Here is a 16,069-nt window from a genome sequence, read left to right as displayed (position 1 = left end):
TTGGCTGTTGTAAGTTTGAATTTTAAGCAACTGATTTTAAAACTGAATAATTCCCAGGATCTGATTTAATGGGGTATATCGTCGCATTAACCGGCGGCATCGGTAGTGGTAAAAGCACCGTTGCGCATGCGTTTGCTCGTCTCGGCATCACGATTATCGACGCCGATATCATTGCCCGTCAGGTGGTAGAACCCAATACACCCGCCTTAAACGCCATCGAAGCGCATTTTGGTCGCCGTGTGATACAGGCTGACGGCACCCTGAATCGTCGGCAGCTGCGTGAGTGCATATTTTCCGATCCAGCGGAAAAAGCCTGGCTTAATGCCCTGCTCCACCCCATTATCCACCAGGAAACTCAGCGTCAGATTGCCGCAGCCCGTTCGCCCTATGTGTTGTGGGTGGTCCCGTTACTGGTGGAAAATCAGCTTCAGCATAAAGCAGACAGAACGCTGGTGATTGACGTTTCCCGCGAAACGCAAATCCAGAGAACCATGGCGCGTGACCATGTTTCACGCGAGCATGCTGAACAAATTCTTGCCGCACAGGCCACGCGCGAAGCGCGCCTCGCCATTGCGGATGATGTTATTGATAATAACGGCGCACCAGATGCCATTGCATCGGATGTTGCTCGTCTGCACGCGCAGTATCTGACCTTCGCCGCGCAGGCCGTTGCACAGGAAAAACCATAATGTCGACTCATATCCTTTTTGAGCACCCGCTTAACGAAAAAATGCGTACCTGGCTACGCATAGAATTTCTTATTCAACAGCTTTCACAACATCTGCCTGTCAACGATCACGCCACCGCGCTGCATTTTTTCCGCAACGTGGGCGATCTGCTGGATGTGATTGAACGCGGCGACGTCCGCACTGAGCTGTTGAAAGAGCTGGAGCGCCAGCAGCGTAAATTACAGGCCTGGGCCGAAGTACCGGGCGTGGATCAAAGTCGAATTGACGCTTTACGCAAGCAGCTAAAAAACAGCAGCACGACCCTGATGGCCGCGCCGCGCGTTGGCCAGTTTTTACGAGAGGATCGTCTGATTGCGCTGGTGCGCCAGCGCCTGAGCATACCGGGCGGATGCTGTAGCTTTGATCTGCCAACGCTGCATATGTGGCTGCACATGCCGCAGGAACAGCGCGATCGCCAGGTGAACAGCTGGCTGGGCAGCCTGGAGCCGATGAATCAGACGTTATCCCTGATCCTCGATCTTGTGCGTAACTCTGCCCCGTTCCGCAAACAAACCAGTCTCAACGGTTTCTATCAGGATAACGGCGACGACGCCGATCTTCTGCGCCTGAACCTGTCTCTTGGCGAGCAGCTTTACCCGCAAATTTCCGGACATAAAAGCCGTTTCGCGATCCGCTTTATGCCGCTGGACAGTGAACATGGCACCGTGCCGGAACGCCTCGATTTTGAACTGGCCTGTTGTTAAGGAGTGCCAATGTCTGACGTAACCACCGTAAACTGCCCAACCTGTGGGAAAACTGTCGTCTGGGGAGAAGTGAGTCCATTTCGCCCATTCTGCTGCAAGCGCTGTCAGCTTATAGACCTGGGCGAATGGGCGGCGGAAGAGAAACGCATTCCGAGCGAAGGCGATCTCTCGGATAGCGATGACTGGAGCGAAAACCAGCAGTAACGTTCAAAGCCTGCTGGCGCTTCGCTTAGCAGGCCTACGGTTGTGCGGCCAGCCGGAGGATCACAGGCTCATTGGCAGGCGGGAATTTTTCCGCATCGCTGGCCTGAAGCTCAATCCAGTTACCCGGCTGCCCCTCTTTTCCCCACGGCTCACCTTCCCAGTTTTCAACCAGCCAGAACCACAGCGTGATGTGACGATCCGGAAACTGGTACTCCAGCTTATCGAACAGCGTTGCGCCAAGCGGGGTGATCCCCACCTCTTCCTGAAGCTCACGCACCAGCGCCTGCTCCGGCGTTTCACCTGATTCGATTTTTCCGCCGGGGAATTCCCATTTGTTGGCCATGTGCGCATCGGCGGCACGTTGGGTAATGAAGATCTGATTTTGCGGGTTGCGAATGATCCCGACAGCAATTTGCAGTGTTTTCATCATGTCACTTCCATAAAAAAGGCGCAGATATCTGCGCCTTTTCAGTTTGTTATGTTCTTAGCTCAGGCGGCCGTGGCACGCCTTGTATTTTTTGCCGGAACCGCATGGGCACGGATCGTTACGACCGACTTTACGATCGCCCGTCTGCGCTGCGATTGCCGCTGCGGCTTCGCTCTCATCGGTCTGATGGCTCAACTGCTGCATCTGTGCCAGACGCTCAGCTTCTTCACGACGCTGCTGCTCCATCGCTTCCACTTCTTCCGGCATACGCACCTGAACTTTGCTCAGGGTGCTGATGACTTCATACTTCAGCGACTCCAGCATGGCAGCAAACATGGAGAAGGATTCACGCTTGTACTCCTGCTTCGGATCTTTCTGCGCATAACCACGCAGATGGATACCCTGACGCAGGTAGTCCATTGCCGCCAGGTGCTCTTTCCACAGGGAGTCCAGGGTCTGCAACATTACGCCTTTCTCGAAGTGACGCATCATCTCTGCGCCAACCACTTCTTCCTTACGCTTGTAGACGTCCAGCGCGGTTTCGTAGATACGCTCGCGAAGGGTCTCTTCGTGCAGCTCAGGCTCTTTGTCCAGCCACTCTTTGATTGGCAGTTCGAGATCGAAGTCGTTTTTCAGACGTTCCTGCAAACCTTCGATATCCCACATCTCTTCCAGAGACTGCGGCGGAATGTGCGCGTCGATAGTGGCTTTGAACACATCTTCGCGAATGCTGTTGATGGTTTCGCTCACGTCGGATACGTCCAGCAGTTCGTTACGCTGGGTGTAGATCGCACGACGCTGGTCGTTGGCAACGTCATCATATTCCAGCAGCTGCTTACGAATATCGAAGTTGCGGCTTTCTACTTTACGCTGGGCGTTGGCAATCGCTTTGGTAACCCACGGGTGCTCGATCGCTTCGCCAGGTTTCATGCCCAGTTTACGCATCATGCCGGACACACGGTCAGAGGCGAAAATACGCATCAGCGCATCTTCCATAGACAGATAGAAGCGGGAAGAACCGGCATCACCCTGACGACCTGCACGACCGCGCAGCTGGTTATCGATACGACGAGATTCATGACGCTCGGTACCAATGATGTGCAGACCACCGGATGCCAGCACCGCGTCGTGACGCACCTGCCAGTCGGCTTTGATCTGCGCGATTTGCTCTGGGGTTGGGTTTTCCAGCTCCGCCACTTCGGCCTGCCAGCTACCGCCGAGCATAATATCGGTACCACGACCCGCCATGTTGGTGGCGATGGTTACGGCAGCCGGGTAACCGGCCTGCGCAACGATATCTGCTTCTTTAGCGTGGAACTTGGCGTTCAGAACGTTGTGTTTGATGCCTGCTTTGGTCAGCTCGTTAGATACCACTTCGGATTTCTCGATGGAGATGGTCCCCACAAGTACCGGCTGGCCCTTCGCGGTACGTTCGCGAATATCTTCAATGATCGCCTGAATTTTTTCCGCTTCAGTCATGTATACCAGGTCCGGCATATCCTTACGGATCATCGGACGGTTGGTAGGTACTACCACGGTATCCAGCTTATAGATGGAGCTGAACTCAAACGCTTCGGTATCTGCGGTACCGGTCATCCCCGCCAGCTTCTCGTACAGACGGAAGTAGTTCTGGAAGGTGATGGATGCCAGCGTCTGGTTTTCGTTTTGAATATCCACGCCTTCTTTCGCTTCCACGGCCTGGTGCAGGCCATCGGACCAGCGACGTCCCTGCATGGTACGGCCGGTGTGTTCATCGACGATGATGACTTCGCCGTCTTTAACGATGTAGTCAACGTCGCGGGTGAACAGGGCGTGCGCGCGCAGTGCGGCCGTTACGTGGTGCATCAGCATGATGTTGCTCGGGGAGTACAGAGACTCGCCCTCTTCCATAATGCCTTCAGCCACCAGCAACTCTTCGATTTTCACCAGGCCGCGTTCGGTCAGGTTGACCTGACGCGCTTTTTCATCCACGGAGAAGTGACCTTCCCCCTGGAAAGTATCGGAGTCTTCTTTCTCCTGACGCAGCAGGTGAGGAATGATTTTGTCGACTTTACGGTACATCTCGGAGCTGTCTTCGGCCGGGCCGGAGATGATCAGCGGGGTACGCGCTTCATCGATCAGAATGGAGTCAACCTCATCCACCAGCGCATAGTGCAGTTTACGCTGGACGCGCTCTTCCGGGCTGAACGCCATGTTGTCACGCAGGTAGTCGAAGCCGTATTCGTTGTTGGTGCCGTAGGTGATATCCGCGTTGTAGGCTTCACGCTTGGCAGGTGCCGGCAGGCCGGACATGTTAATGCCCACGGTCATGCCGAGGAATTCGAACAGTGGACGGTTGTTTTCTGCGTCGCGCTGCGCCAGATAGTCGTTGACGGTAACAACGTGAACGCCCTTACCCGTCAGCGCATTCAGGTAAGCCGGCAGCGTTGCCGTCAGGGTTTTACCTTCACCGGTACGCATTTCCGCGATGCAGCGCTCGTTGAGCACCATCCCGCCCAGCAGCTGCACGTCGAAGTGACGCATGCCGAACACGCGTTTACTGGCCTCACGTACAACGGCGAAGGCTTCCGGGATCAGGCTTTCTAAGGTTTCACCTTTCTCCAGACGCGCACGGAACTCCGCGGTTTTCGCTTTCAGCTCATCATCAGTGAGCTTCTCCATCGCCGGTTCCATACCGTTGATGACGTTCACAGCTTTGCGCATGCGGCGCAGGGTACGATCGTTACGACTACCAAAAACTTTGGTTAACAATTTGATTAGCATAATAAATTCTCAAACGCCCCAGTCGGGCAGATAAATTAAGGTATTGAAAAAGGTTAATTTAGCTGAGGCGTTGAGGCCCGGCACGGATGCCGTGAACCTGGCTAATCCATGTCGAAACAGAGAAGGATGCAGGGGAAACAAAATCCGTTTGCGCCGTCTGATTTACGGTCACTGGCGGCTGGTTGTCCTGCGTCAGAAGCGCATTAAGCGTATCGAGCAGGGCAAGATGCTGAGCCTGAACCGGCAGCGTTTCTTCCGCAACAGGCATCGTCTGCGGCGCCATCGCGAACGACAGATGGCGGATAACCGTGCGAATCGCGTGCTGCTGCCAGTAATCAACGGAGAAATTAGGACGGCGGCTGGCTTCAAGCCATGCGAGATTAGTGAAGTTAACCCGTGTGGTGAGATCGTGTTTGGTCGTCGTGGAACGTGCTGGCGTGGCCGCGTCTGCGCTGTTGCTGAGTACAGGCAAGCCGAAACTCGCCGCGACCATCCCCAATAAGAGATGCGGCCAGAAGTAACGTCTGCCAAATTGTCGCCAGCGCGTCAGTATTCCGCTCACTTGCTCCACCACGTTCGCCCGCCAGTGCAGGCTGAGTTCAGTTATTCTTTTTTAGCGCCCAGATATTACCACTAAAGCCAATACACGGCAGCAGGAATGACACCTTGCAGCAGGTAAAAACGGTCAATAATGCAGCGAACACACCGTTATTCGGCACCCGACACAGGCCAGGGGTGAGGGGGACAAATTAAAGAAGGGCAGAAATAAAAACGACTGGCTTCCCTGGTCGGAGAGAGTACCAGGTGAACCAGTCGCTTTTCTTACGAAACGGCTTTAACCGTTACGCCAGGACCATAGTCGGGGCTTTGAACGCCAGCGGCAGTTCAGCTTCGTCTTCGAAGGTCACATATTCCCAGGCTTCCTGTTTTGCCAGGACGGCCTGCAACAGTTTGTTGTTCAGTGCATGACCGGATTTAAACGCGGTAAATGCACCAATGATGTTGTGACCACACATGAAGAGGTCGCCGATCGCGTCCAGCATTTTGTGACGAACAAATTCATCTTCAAAACGCAGGCCGTCTTCGTTCAGTACGCGATAATCGTCAACAACGATGGCACAATCGAAGCTGCCGCCCAGGCACAGGCCGCGGGATTGCAGATATTCGATATCACGCATAAAGCCGAAGGTACGTGCTCGGCTGATCTGACGCATGAACGCATCCGCAGAGAAGTTCATCGCATAGCGCTGAGTGCTGGAGTCAATCGCCGGATGGTTAAAATCGATGGTGAAGTCCAACGAGAAACCATTGTACGGTTTGAATTCAGCCCATTTGTCGCCATCTTCGACGCGAACGGTCTCTTTAATGCGAACAAATTTCTTCGCGCAGTTCAGTTCTTCGATGCCGGCATCCAGCAACAAATAAACGAACGGAGCAGCACTCCCGTCCATGATCGGGATTTCTGGCGCATCGACTTCAACCATAATGTTGTCGATACCCAGACCCGCCAGGGCGGCGTTCAGGTGCTCTACGGTAGAAATCCGCACGTCATGCTCGTTCACCAGACAAGTACAGAGCATAGTATCACGCACAGATTTGGCATCGGCCGGAAAATCTACCGGTGGATTCAAGTCGGTGCGACGATAGATGACCCCGGTATTGGCCGGCGCAGGGCGTAACGTCAGTGTGACTTTCTTGCCGGTATGTAAACCGACACCCGTCGCCTGAACGATACGTTTAAGTGTCCTTTGTTTGATCATCGTATAATCTCGCCAAATTAACTATCCAACCGAGAGTGTATATCACTAACGGTGGGCCAGTTTAGCACAAAGAGCGCAAATCCCCAAATTCCAGCCAATTCTTAGTCAGCTTGCTTACGCAGGAACGCCGGGATATCCAGATAATCTGGCTCTTTTGCCGTTTGTGGAGTTGGGTCGTTCACCACTTTCGCAGCGGGTTTTTGCTCCTGAGTCAGAGGCGCCATACCGTGCTGCTGGTAACGATCCATAACCGGCTGCTGAGTCTGTTTGTTGGTCACCAGGGTGATCTCAGGACGCTTGTCCATACCGATACCGGTGGCCACAACGGTCACACGCAGTTCGTCGTTCATTTCCGGATCAAGGGACGTACCGATAACGACGGTCGCGTTGTCAGAGGCGAACGCACGGATGGTGTTACCCACGGTTTCGAACTCATCCAGACGCAGGTCAAAGCCAGCGGTAATGTTGACCAGCACGCCGCGCGCACCAGACAGATCGATATCTTCCAGCAGTGGAGAAGAGATCGCCATTTCAGCGGCTTCTTCCGCACGGTCTTCGCCGCTCGCCACGCCAGAGCCCATCATCGCGTAGCCCATCTCGGACATCACGGTGCGAACGTCTGCAAAGTCAACGTTCATCAGACCTGGACGGGTAATCAGTTCAGCAATACCCTGAACCGCGCCTTTCAGCACGTCGTTTGCCGCGCCAAAGGCGTCCAGCAGAGAGATACCGCGACCCAGCACTTTCAGCAGCTTGTCGTTCGGGATGGTAATCAGAGAGTCCACGTGCTTGGACAGCTCGGTGATACCCTGCTCCGCGAAAGCCATACGCTTCTTACCTTCAAAGTTGAAAGGCTTGGTCACGACAGCAACGGTCAGAATACCTAAATCTTTAGCGACTTCCGCCACAACGGGTGCTGCACCGGTACCTGTACCGCCGCCCATACCCGCTGCGATGAAGACCATGTCTGCACCGTCCAGTGCAGCGCGCAGCGCTTCACGATCTTCTTCAGCCGCGTTGCGGCCCACTTCCGGGTTAGCCCCTGCTCCCAGACCTTTGGTGATGCCACCACCGATCTGAATCGTCTGGCCAACAGCCGTTTTACGCAGCGCCTGCGCATCGGTGTTCACCGCGAAGAATTCAACACCTTCGATGCGCTCGCGCACCATGTGCTCTACGGCGTTACCGCCGCCGCCACCGACGCCGATGACTTTAATCACCGCGTCGTTGGTTAATTCCATAGGTTCAAACATAATCTCTCTCTCCGTTGTGCCTGTCGCCCGAGACCGCTAATTCTCTCCGGTCTCTTAAAAAAATTAAAACTCTTTTCGCAACCAGGTGTTAAGTCGTTTGACCCAAGACCCCACCGAGACGCGTTTTTCCACTTCTGCTTCACCACTCAAATGGGATTCTTTCCCGTAGTGCAGCAGGCCCACGGCCGTTGAGTAATACGGCTCCTGAGCGTAATCCGTTAAACCGGTAATATTCAGCGGCGCACCAATACGCACCTGCGTATGGAACACGCGCTGAGCGCAGGCCGCAAGACCTTCAATTTGCGCTGCCCCGCCGGTTAATACAATCCCCGCCGCGAGATGATGTTTCACACCCTGCTGGCGAAGCTGTTCCTGTAACTGCAAAATCTCTTCGTTGACCAAGTTGAGCAGCTCGGTATAACGCGGCTCAATCACCTCTGCCAGCGTCTGGCGTTGCAGGCTGCGCGGCGGTCGCCCGCCTACGCTCGGCACTTCAACGCTCTCGTCTTTGCCGACGATAGAGCCCAGCGCGCAACCATGGCGCACTTTAATCGCCTCTGCATCGCTCGGTGGCGTACCAAAGGCGTAAGCGATATCGCTGGTCACCACATTCCCGGCGTACGGGATCACTTTGGTGTGGCGTAACGCACCGCCGGTATAGACGGCCATGTCCATTGTACCACCACCAATATCGACCACACAGACGCCCAGTTCACGTTCGTCTTCGGTCAGCACGGAATAGCTCGCGGCAAGACCGGCGAAAATGAGTTGGTCAACTTTCAGGCCACAACGTTCAACGGCTTTTACAATGTTCTTCGCCATATCGTTGTGACATGTGATCAGGTGCACTTTTGCCTGCATACGCACGCCCGACAGACCGACCGGATTCTTGATGCCTTCCTGGTAGTCGATCGCGTATTCCTGCGGGATCACATGCAGCACACGGTGCTCGTCGCGAACACGCACGGATTTCGCCGTGTGGACAACGTTCTCAACGTCTTCCTGCGTCACCTCTTCTTCAGAAATCGGCACCATACCGATTTCATTCTGGCAGCTGATGTGCTTACCAGACAGGGCCAGATAGACAGAGGAAATCTGGCAATCTGCCATCAATTCAGCCTGGTCGATGGCGCGCTGAACGCATTTCACCACCGACTCAAGGTCGTTTACCCCACCTTTATCCATACCACGGGAGGGGCAGCTGCCCACGCCAATGATATTGACCATACCGTCGGGCAGAACTTCCCCTACCAAAGCGGCAACCTTCGCGGTGCCAATCTCCAGTCCTACTACCAATTTTCTGTCCGTCGACTTGATCATTGTTGTTCTGCCTGTACCTGTGCCTGATTTTGTTGCTGATTAGGTTCCTCGACCGGAGCCGGCTCCCAACCGACTGCTGCGCCTGAGTCATAGCGCAAATCAACGTAGCTTATCCGTTTGCCATCCGTCTGCGCCTGCTGCTGTAAAACCGGGTAAAGTTCTACAAAACGCGCCAGACGTTTCATTGTGTCGCCGCGGCCAAGATTGAGCTTAATGCCATTCGTTAGGGTCAACTGCCAGGAACGGCGCGCCGTCATCGCAGCATCTTTTAACGTAAAGCGATCCTTAGCCAGCACCTGCCCCATCTCACGAAAACCCTGCAATACTTCGTTTTCGCTGCCTTCCGGGCCATACAACATCGGTAAATTCTGCTTGTTGACACGATCGCTCGGGACGCTGAACGAATTTCCGTCTACGTCAACCATATGCTGATCATTCCAACGCGCAATCGGCACATATTCAACCAGATGAATCTTCAATTCATCTGGCCATTGTTTTCTGACACTCGCCTGTTTTATCCACGGCAGACGTTCAATCTGACTCTGGATAATGTTGACGTCCTGCGTCATAAAGGTGCCAGGCGACCCAAGCGCCAGAATCGACTGGCGAATGTCATCGTTACGCGTGTAGTGTCGCTCCCCGGTCACCACCAGCTTCGACAGCGGCAACCGCTGCGCGTCTTCCATCCAGCCCAGCACCATCCAGCCGCTGATAAACACGGTGCACAGCACCCCGAGCAGGAAGATGATCCCTGCAAGACGCGTTCCATTACTCCGGCGCGAAGAGGAATATTCTTCTTCGTCATCGCGGTTGCGCGTGTTCAATGCAGCCTGAGACATATCAGCCCGCCTGGTCCAGAATACGTACGACTAACTGCGAGAAGCTCATTCCCGCCTGACGCGCCGCCATCGGCACAAGGCTATGGCTGGTCATACCCGGAGACGTGTTTGCTTCCAGCAGATAAAATTGCCCGTCACCGTCAAGCATCACGTCAATGCGTCCCCAGCCACGACATCCCAGCACATTCCAGGCTTTAAGCACCAGAGACTGTAATTCGGCCTCACGCTCTGCTTCAAGACCCGCTGGGCAGAAATATTGCGTCTCATCAGAGAGATACTTCGCCTCATAATCATAGAAGACTCCGGCGGGTTGGATGCGAATTGACGGTAAAATTTCTTCGCCAAGCATCGCGACGGTAAATTCCGGCCCGCTAAGCCATTTTTCAATCAGAACTTCTTCATCATGTTGAAATGCCAGTGCTAAAGCGTCAGCCAAATCTACAGCTTTATCGACTTTGGACATTCCCACGCTCGACCCTTCACGGCTCGGCTTCACAATAACCGGTAAGCCCAGTGCCGCAATGCGTGTATTAACGCTGTCCGACAGACCCAATTCATATTCACGACGCGTCAGTGCAACCCATGGCGCAACGGGCAGGTCCGCCCCCTGCCACAGCAGTTTGCTGCGCAGTTTATCCATGGAGATGGCGGATGCCATCACGCCGCTGCCGGTGTACGGCATGCCGATCAGCTCCAGCAGCCCCTGCAACGTGCCGTCTTCACCGCCGCGACCGTGCAACGCGATAAAGGCTTTATCGAAGCCCATCGCTTTCAGCTGCGTGACGTCCACCTCTTTCGGATCAACCGGATGCGCGTCCACACCACCTTCACGCAGGCCCGCCAGCACGGCAGCGCCCGAATTCAGAGAAACCTCGCGTTCGGCGGAAGTGCCGCCAAACAGGACAGCAATCTTATCAGCCATGACGCTCGTCCTCCTGAGTTTGCGGCTTCAGTTTGATTTCAGCTAAGGTACGGGCGATTTTGCCGATATTTCCCGCGCCCTGAATCAGGATCAGATCGTTACCCGTCAGGACCGGGGCAAGCATTTCAGCCACCTGCGCCGGGTCGGGAACCAGAATAGGATCCACTTTACCGCGTCCACGGATGGTACGACATAAAGAACGACTGTCCGCACCCGGAATCGGAGTTTCACCCGCTGCATAAACATCCAGCATCAGCAGGGTATCGACCTGCGAAAGGACGTTGGCAAAATCGTCATACAGATCGCGAGTACGCGTGTAACGGTGCGGCTGGAAGATCATGACCAGATTCTTTTCCGGCCAACCCGCGCGTGCCGCTTTGATGGTTGCGTCCACTTCCGTCGGATGGTGACCGTAGTCGTCTACCAGCATCGCAGAACCTGGCTTACCGTTTACCGGCTCCAGCGGGAATTCACCGAGGAAGTCGAAGCGACGGCCCGTCCCCTGGAAGCTCTCCAGTGCGCGCAGGATCGCTTCATCGTCAATGCCTTCTTCTGTCGCAACAGCCACCGCCGCTGCCGCATTCAGGGCGTTGTGACGTCCCGGCGCGTTCAGGGTGACATGCAGCAGGTCTTTATCCTGACGCGCGAGGGTGAAATGCCCCTGCGCACCGATCTGCTTGTAATCTTCTACGCGTACATCCGCGTCTTCGCTGAAGCCGTAGGTCGTAATTTGACGCCCGACGCGCGGCAGCAGCTCGCGAATAACCGGATCGTCCACGCACATCACCGCACGGCCATAGAACGGCAGGTTGTGCAGGAAGTTAATAAAGGTCTGCTTTAAGTTCTCGAAGTCGCCCTGGTAAGTGTCCATATGGTCAGCTTCGATGTTGGTGACGATCGCCACCATCGGCTGTAGATGCAGGAACGACGCATCGCTCTCATCCGCTTCCGCAATCAGATAACGGCTGTGGCCCAGACGCGCATGCACGCCAGCGGCTTTCACCAGACCACCGTTAACGAACGTCGGGTCGAGACCCGCTTCCGCATAAATGCTGGAGACCATCGCTGTTGTGGTGGTTTTACCGTGCGTACCGGCCACCGCAATGCCGTGACGGAAACGCATCAGTTCCGCCAGCATTTCCGCGCGACGGATCACCGGGATGCGCGCCTCATGCGCCGCAACGATTTCCGGGTTATCCGCGGAGATAGCGCTGGACACCACAACCACGCTCGCATCGCTCACGTTTTCCGGGCGATGATTGAAATAGATAGTCGCCCCCAGCGACGCCAGCTGCTGCGTAACAGGGTTTGGCGCCAGGTCAGACCCGCTGATCTGATAGCCTTCGTTAGCTAACACTTCGGCAATACCGCCCATGCCAGCACCACCGATGCCGACAAAGTGAATGTGCCGGACGCGACGCATCTCGGGCACGATAGAACGCAGTTTTGCCAGTTGTTGTGTATTCATTCTCTAAACGCCATCGACTACTTCAAAAAAATCGTGCAGCGCAACACGCACTGCGAGAATTATGCCTGGGCTGCCAGGCTCACTTCTTTTGCCACCCGTTCCGTTGCATCCGGGATAGCGGTCGCGCGTGCGCGTTGCGCCATCTCCAGTAATACATCCCGGTTCCAGCCCGCCAGGGTAGTGGCGACCGCGTCAGCGGTAAATTGTGGCTGCTCAAAAATCTTCGCTGCGCCCGCTTTCTCAAGCGGCAGCGCATTCCAGTACTGCTGTCGGTCTTTGTGCTGGAACGGCACAAACAGCGCCGGCAAACCGGCGGCGGCGATTTCGCTCACCGTCAGCGCGCCCGAGCGACAGACCACAACATCGGCCCAGGCATAGGCTGCGGCCATATCATCAATAAATTCAGTCACTTTATGCTGCGGCTGACCTTCCTGCGCGTAGGCCTGCTCAACGGTCTGCTGAGCGCCCTTCCCGCTCTGGTGCCAGATGGTCACCGCATCACCCAGTTTTGCCGCAACCTGCGGCATCGTCTGGTTTAAAATACGTGCGCCCTGGGAACCGCCGACGACCAGCACGCGCACCGGCCCTTCGCGACCCGCCAGACGCGTATCTGGCAGCGGCAGCGCCAGCACGTCCACACGTACCGGATTCCCTACGACATCCGCTTTCGAGAATGCCCCGGGGAAGGCCTGCATAACTTTGGTGGCGATTTTTGCCAGCCATTTGTTGGTCAACCCGGCAATACCGTTCTGCTCATGCAGAACAACGGGGATGCCCAGTGACCACGCCGCCAGTCCGCCCGGACCGGAAACGTAACCGCCCATGCCCAGAACGACGTCAGGCTTAATACGCTTCATAATGGCGCGCGCCTGACGCCAGGCATTGAAAATGCGCACCGGCGCCAGCAGCTGCGCCTTGATCCCTTTGCCACGAAGGCCAGAAATACGAATAAAGTCGATCTCGATACCGTGTTTAGGTACCAGGTCGGCTTCCATGCGGTCTGCGGTTCCCAGCCAGCGTACCTGCCAGCCCTGTTCCATTAAATGGTGCGCAACCGCCAGTCCCGGGAACACGTGTCCGCCGGTCCCGCCTGCCATCACCATTAACCGCTTCGGTTGATTCATCGTGAACCTCGTGTAAACGCCTGAGCTTTCTCCAGACGCGTTTCATAATCTATGCGTAACAAAAACATAATGGCCGTCGACATGATCAACAGACTCGAACCACCATAACTGATCAACGGCAACGTCAGACCTTTGGTCGGCAGCATACCCGCTGCCGCCCCAACGTTTACCAGCGCCTGGAAGCTAAACCAGATACCAATTGAGCAGGCCAGGAAACCGGAGAAGCGGTGATCGATCTCCAGCGCTTTCCGGCCAATCGACATGGCGCGGAAAGCGACGAAGAATACCATTAATAGCGCCAATACCACACCGATATAACCCAGTTCTTCCCCAATAATGGAGAAGATGAAGTCGGTGTGCGCCTCCGGTAAATACTCCAGTTTTTGTACCGAGTTGCCCAGGCCTTGACCCCAGACTTCGCCGCGGCCAAACGCCATCAGCGACTGCGTCAGCTGGTAACCGCTGCCGAACGGATCTTCCCATGGGTTCCAGAACGAGGTCACACGGCGGATACGGTAGGGTTCGGCGAGGATCAGCAGCACCACCGCCGAAATCCCCATCCCGATGATGGCAATGAACTGCCACAGTTTTGCGCCCGCCAGGAACAGCATCGCCAGCGTAGTGACAAACAGTACGACTACCGTACCGAGGTCGGGCTGCGCCAGCAGCAGGATCGCGAGGACCAGAATCACGCCCATCGGTTTTAAGAAGCCACGAAGGTTGTTACGAACTTCGTCAACTTTACGCACCAGGTAGTTAGCCAGGTAGCAGAACAACGACAGTTTGGTGAACTCCGCAGGCTGAATACGCAGTGGGCCAAAGGCAATCCAGCGTGATGCCCCGTTAACGGAGCTCCCGACAACCAGCACGATCAACAGCATGATGATTGAGGCGATGAGCATGGCCGTACTGTGCCGCTGCCAGAACGACATCGGCAGGCGTAAGGTGATCAGCGCCAGGCAGAACGCGAGAATGATGTACAGCCCGTCACGCTTGGCAAACAGGAACGGGTCATTTGCCAGACGCTGTCCGACAGGCATTGACGCCGAGGTGACCATAATAAAGCCGATCGCTGCCAGCCCCAGCGTGAGCCAGAACAGCGTGCGGTCGTACATGATCAGGCTGTCGGAATCTTTATCCCGGGAAGCCATCACCCAGCCTTTCAGCGCCGTAAACAGCCATACCAGGATACCAAATCCTGGCAGGCGCGGCATTTTCAGGCGAGGGAGAGATAAACGCATCAGCCTAACTCCTTCGCCAGGCGGGTAAAGACATCACCCCGCTGTTCGAAACTCTTGAATTGATCGAGGCTGGCACAGGCTGGTGAGAGCAGTACCATATCGCCGGGCTTCACGCGTGGGGCGATGAGGCGCATCGCCTGCTCCATGGTCTCGGTTTGCTCGGCGACTTCAGGACGCAACGCTGCCAGCTCGCTGCCATCGCGGCCAAAGCAATACAGGCGCACGTTATCACCGTTGAGGTACTGCTTCAGCGAGGAGAAGTCAGCCGATTTACCGTCGCCGCCCAGCAGCAGGTATAGCGTGCCATCAACGTGCAAACCGTTCAGTGCCGCCTCGGTGCTACCCACGTTGGTCGCTTTGGAATCATTAATCCAGCGTACGCCGTTGTGCTCCAGCGCCAGCTGGAAGCGGTGCGCCAGGCCGGTAAAGGTGGTGAGCGCCTTCAGGCTTGAAGATCGCGGCAGGCCAACGGCATCCGCCAGCGCCAGCGCCGCCAGAGCATTGGTGTAGTTATGCTGGCCGGAGAGCATCATCTCTTTCACGTTCAGCACTTTCTCACCTTTCACGCGTAGCCAGGTTTCGCCCTGCTGACGATTAAGGTGATAGTCACCCATGTTAATACCGAAGCTAATGCAGCGTTCGTCTGCGCCGCGCACCGGCATGGTGAGTGCATCATCGGCATTCACTACGCAAACTTTGGCATTTTCATAAACGCGCAGTTTGGCCGCACGGTACTGCTGCAAGCCGAACGGGTATCTGTCCATATGATCTTCGGTGACGTTTAGGATCGTCGCCGCCGCCGCATGCAGGCTTGAAGTGGTTTCCAGCTGGAAGCTGGAAAGCTCAAGGACGAACAGCTCACACCCTTTATCAAGCAGCATCAGAGCGGGCAGACCAATGTTACCGCCCACGCCGACATTTTTGCCCGCCGCCTTCGCCATTTCCCCCACCAGCGTGGTGACGGTGCTTTTACCGTTTGAACCGGTAATGGCGACGATCGGGGCCTGCGCCTCCCGGCAGAACAGTTCGATATCGCCGACAATCTCAACGCCTGCATCCGCGGCGGCGCTCAGGGAAGGATGCGCCAGTGCCATACCGGGACTGGCAACAATCAGATCGGCGGCCAGCAGCCACTCATCATTCAGACCACCCAGGTGGCGTTCTACCTGCTCCGGCAGCTTGTCCAGACCCGGCGGAGAGACGCGCGTATCCATCACGCGCGGCGTCACGCCACGTGCAAGGAAAAAGTCCACGCAGGAGAGGCCGGTGAGGCCTAACCCGATGATAACGACTTTTTTGCCCTGGTAATCTGCCAT

At 55.7% G+C, this 16,069-nt stretch carries 15 protein-coding genes; 3 read left to right on the top strand and 12 right to left on the bottom strand.

Annotated elements, in window-relative coordinates:
• Positions 1-68: 68 nt before the first annotated feature.
• From coaE to yacG, 3 genes are read left to right on the top strand one after another with little or no spacing between them, the layout of a single operon-like run.
• Positions 69-689, top strand: a complete 621-nt coding sequence (coaE, locus tag O1721_RS07510) for a dephospho-CoA kinase (RefSeq protein ID WP_032647250.1) — start codon at positions 69-71, stop codon at positions 687-689.
• Complete coding sequence (zapD, locus tag O1721_RS07505; protein ID WP_017383779.1) at positions 689-1,432, top strand: cell division protein ZapD; 744 nt, start codon at positions 689-691, stop codon at positions 1,430-1,432. The genes coaE and zapD overlap by 1 nt, the downstream gene beginning before the upstream one ends.
• 9 nt (positions 1,433-1,441) lie before the next feature.
• Positions 1,442-1,636, top strand: coding sequence for a DNA gyrase inhibitor YacG (gene yacG, locus O1721_RS07500; protein WP_003856332.1), 195 nt, complete (start codon positions 1,442-1,444; stop codon positions 1,634-1,636).
• Positions 1,637-1,670: 34 nt separating this feature from the next.
• On the opposite strand, the gene mutT is transcribed toward yacG, so the two are convergent.
• The 12 genes from mutT to murD all read right to left on the bottom strand — a co-directional run bounded on the left by mutT (position 1,671) and on the right by murD (position 16,069).
• The gene (gene mutT, locus O1721_RS07495) at positions 1,671-2,063 is read right to left on the bottom strand and encodes an 8-oxo-dGTP diphosphatase MutT (RefSeq protein WP_026080649.1); all 393 of its coding nucleotides are present in this window, start codon (positions 2,061-2,063) and stop codon (positions 1,671-1,673) included.
• Positions 2,064-2,120: 57 nt separating this feature from the next.
• Entirely contained in the window at positions 2,121-4,826 is a 2,706-nt protein-coding gene (gene secA, locus O1721_RS07490) for a preprotein translocase subunit SecA (protein WP_015572673.1), read from the bottom strand.
• Positions 4,827-4,884: 58 nt separating this feature from the next.
• Positions 4,885-5,388, bottom strand: a complete 504-nt coding sequence (gene secM / locus O1721_RS07485; protein WP_032103219.1) for a secA translation cis-regulator SecM — start codon at positions 5,386-5,388, stop codon at positions 4,885-4,887.
• A gap of 280 nt (positions 5,389-5,668) precedes the next feature.
• Positions 5,669-6,586, bottom strand: coding sequence for a UDP-3-O-acyl-N-acetylglucosamine deacetylase (gene lpxC / locus O1721_RS07480; protein ID WP_003856337.1), 918 nt, complete (start codon positions 6,584-6,586; stop codon positions 5,669-5,671).
• 101 nt (positions 6,587-6,687) lie between these two features.
• Complete coding sequence (gene ftsZ, locus O1721_RS07475; RefSeq protein ID WP_003856338.1) at positions 6,688-7,839, bottom strand: cell division protein FtsZ; 1,152 nt, start codon at positions 7,837-7,839, stop codon at positions 6,688-6,690.
• A gap of 63 nt (positions 7,840-7,902) precedes the next feature.
• Positions 7,903-9,159 (bottom strand): cell division protein FtsA, encoded by a 1,257-nt coding sequence (ftsA, locus tag O1721_RS07470; RefSeq protein ID WP_003856340.1) that lies wholly within the window; start codon positions 9,157-9,159, stop codon positions 7,903-7,905.
• Complete coding sequence (gene ftsQ, locus O1721_RS07465; protein WP_003856342.1) at positions 9,156-9,998, bottom strand: cell division protein FtsQ; 843 nt, start codon at positions 9,996-9,998, stop codon at positions 9,156-9,158. Before ftsQ ends, ftsA begins: the two co-directional genes overlap by 4 nt.
• 1 nt (position 9,999) lies before the next feature.
• Positions 10,000-10,920, bottom strand: a complete 921-nt coding sequence (locus O1721_RS07460; protein ID WP_017694515.1) for a D-alanine--D-alanine ligase — start codon at positions 10,918-10,920, stop codon at positions 10,000-10,002.
• Positions 10,913-12,388: a UDP-N-acetylmuramate--L-alanine ligase gene (gene murC, locus O1721_RS07455; RefSeq protein WP_003856345.1), complete on the bottom strand. Its 1,476-nt coding sequence runs from the start codon at positions 12,386-12,388 to the stop codon at positions 10,913-10,915. The genes O1721_RS07460 and murC overlap by 8 nt, the downstream gene beginning before the upstream one ends.
• 59 nt (positions 12,389-12,447) lie before the next feature.
• Positions 12,448-13,512: an undecaprenyldiphospho-muramoylpentapeptide beta-N-acetylglucosaminyltransferase gene (gene murG, locus O1721_RS07450; protein WP_045324555.1), complete on the bottom strand. Its 1,065-nt coding sequence runs from the start codon at positions 13,510-13,512 to the stop codon at positions 12,448-12,450.
• Positions 13,509-14,753, bottom strand: coding sequence for a cell division protein FtsW (ftsW, locus tag O1721_RS07445; protein WP_003856348.1), 1,245 nt, complete (start codon positions 14,751-14,753; stop codon positions 13,509-13,511). Before ftsW ends, murG begins: the two co-directional genes overlap by 4 nt.
• Positions 14,753-16,069, bottom strand: coding sequence for a UDP-N-acetylmuramoyl-L-alanine--D-glutamate ligase (murD, locus tag O1721_RS07440; RefSeq protein ID WP_032647246.1), 1,317 nt, complete (start codon positions 16,067-16,069; stop codon positions 14,753-14,755). The genes ftsW and murD overlap by 1 nt, the downstream gene beginning before the upstream one ends.

Source organism: Enterobacter cloacae complex sp. HYC033_NIDB, from assembly GCF_056673335.1.
The sequence above is the reverse complement of the archived record's forward strand: the minus strand, read 5'-3'. Positions and strand labels throughout refer to the sequence as shown.

Bases quoted from the DNA above. Each gene is read 5' to 3' on its own strand.
- ftsQ (WP_003856342.1), bottom strand. From the start codon at position 9,998: ATGTCTCAGGCTGCATTGAACACGCGCAACCGCGATGACGAAGAAGAA.
- murC (WP_003856345.1), bottom strand. From the start codon at position 12,388: ATGAATACACAACAACTGGCAAAACTGCGTTCTATCGTGCCCGAGATG.
- O1721_RS07460 (WP_017694515.1), bottom strand. From the start codon at position 10,920: ATGGCTGATAAGATTGCTGTCCTGTTTGGCGGCACTTCCGCCGAACGC.
- zapD (WP_017383779.1), top strand. From the start codon at position 689: ATGTCGACTCATATCCTTTTTGAGCACCCGCTTAACGAAAAAATGCGT.
- lpxC (WP_003856337.1), bottom strand. From the start codon at position 6,586: ATGATCAAACAAAGGACACTTAAACGTATCGTTCAGGCGACGGGTGTC.
- ftsW (WP_003856348.1), bottom strand. From the start codon at position 14,753: ATGCGTTTATCTCTCCCTCGCCTGAAAATGCCGCGCCTGCCAGGATTT.
- mutT (WP_026080649.1), bottom strand. From the start codon at position 2,063: ATGAAAACACTGCAAATTGCTGTCGGGATCATTCGCAACCCGCAAAAT.
- ftsA (WP_003856340.1), bottom strand. From the start codon at position 9,159: ATGATCAAGTCGACGGACAGAAAATTGGTAGTAGGACTGGAGATTGGC.
- secA (WP_015572673.1), bottom strand. From the start codon at position 4,826: ATGCTAATCAAATTGTTAACCAAAGTTTTTGGTAGTCGTAACGATCGT.
- murG (WP_045324555.1), bottom strand. From the start codon at position 13,512: ATGAATCAACCGAAGCGGTTAATGGTGATGGCAGGCGGGACCGGCGGA.
- ftsZ (WP_003856338.1), bottom strand. From the start codon at position 7,839: ATGTTTGAACCTATGGAATTAACCAACGACGCGGTGATTAAAGTCATC.
- coaE (WP_032647250.1), top strand. From the start codon at position 69: ATGGGGTATATCGTCGCATTAACCGGCGGCATCGGTAGTGGTAAAAGC.
- murD (WP_032647246.1), bottom strand. From the start codon at position 16,069: ATGGCAGATTACCAGGGCAAAAAAGTCGTTATCATCGGGTTAGGCCTC.
- yacG (WP_003856332.1), top strand. From the start codon at position 1,442: ATGTCTGACGTAACCACCGTAAACTGCCCAACCTGTGGGAAAACTGTC.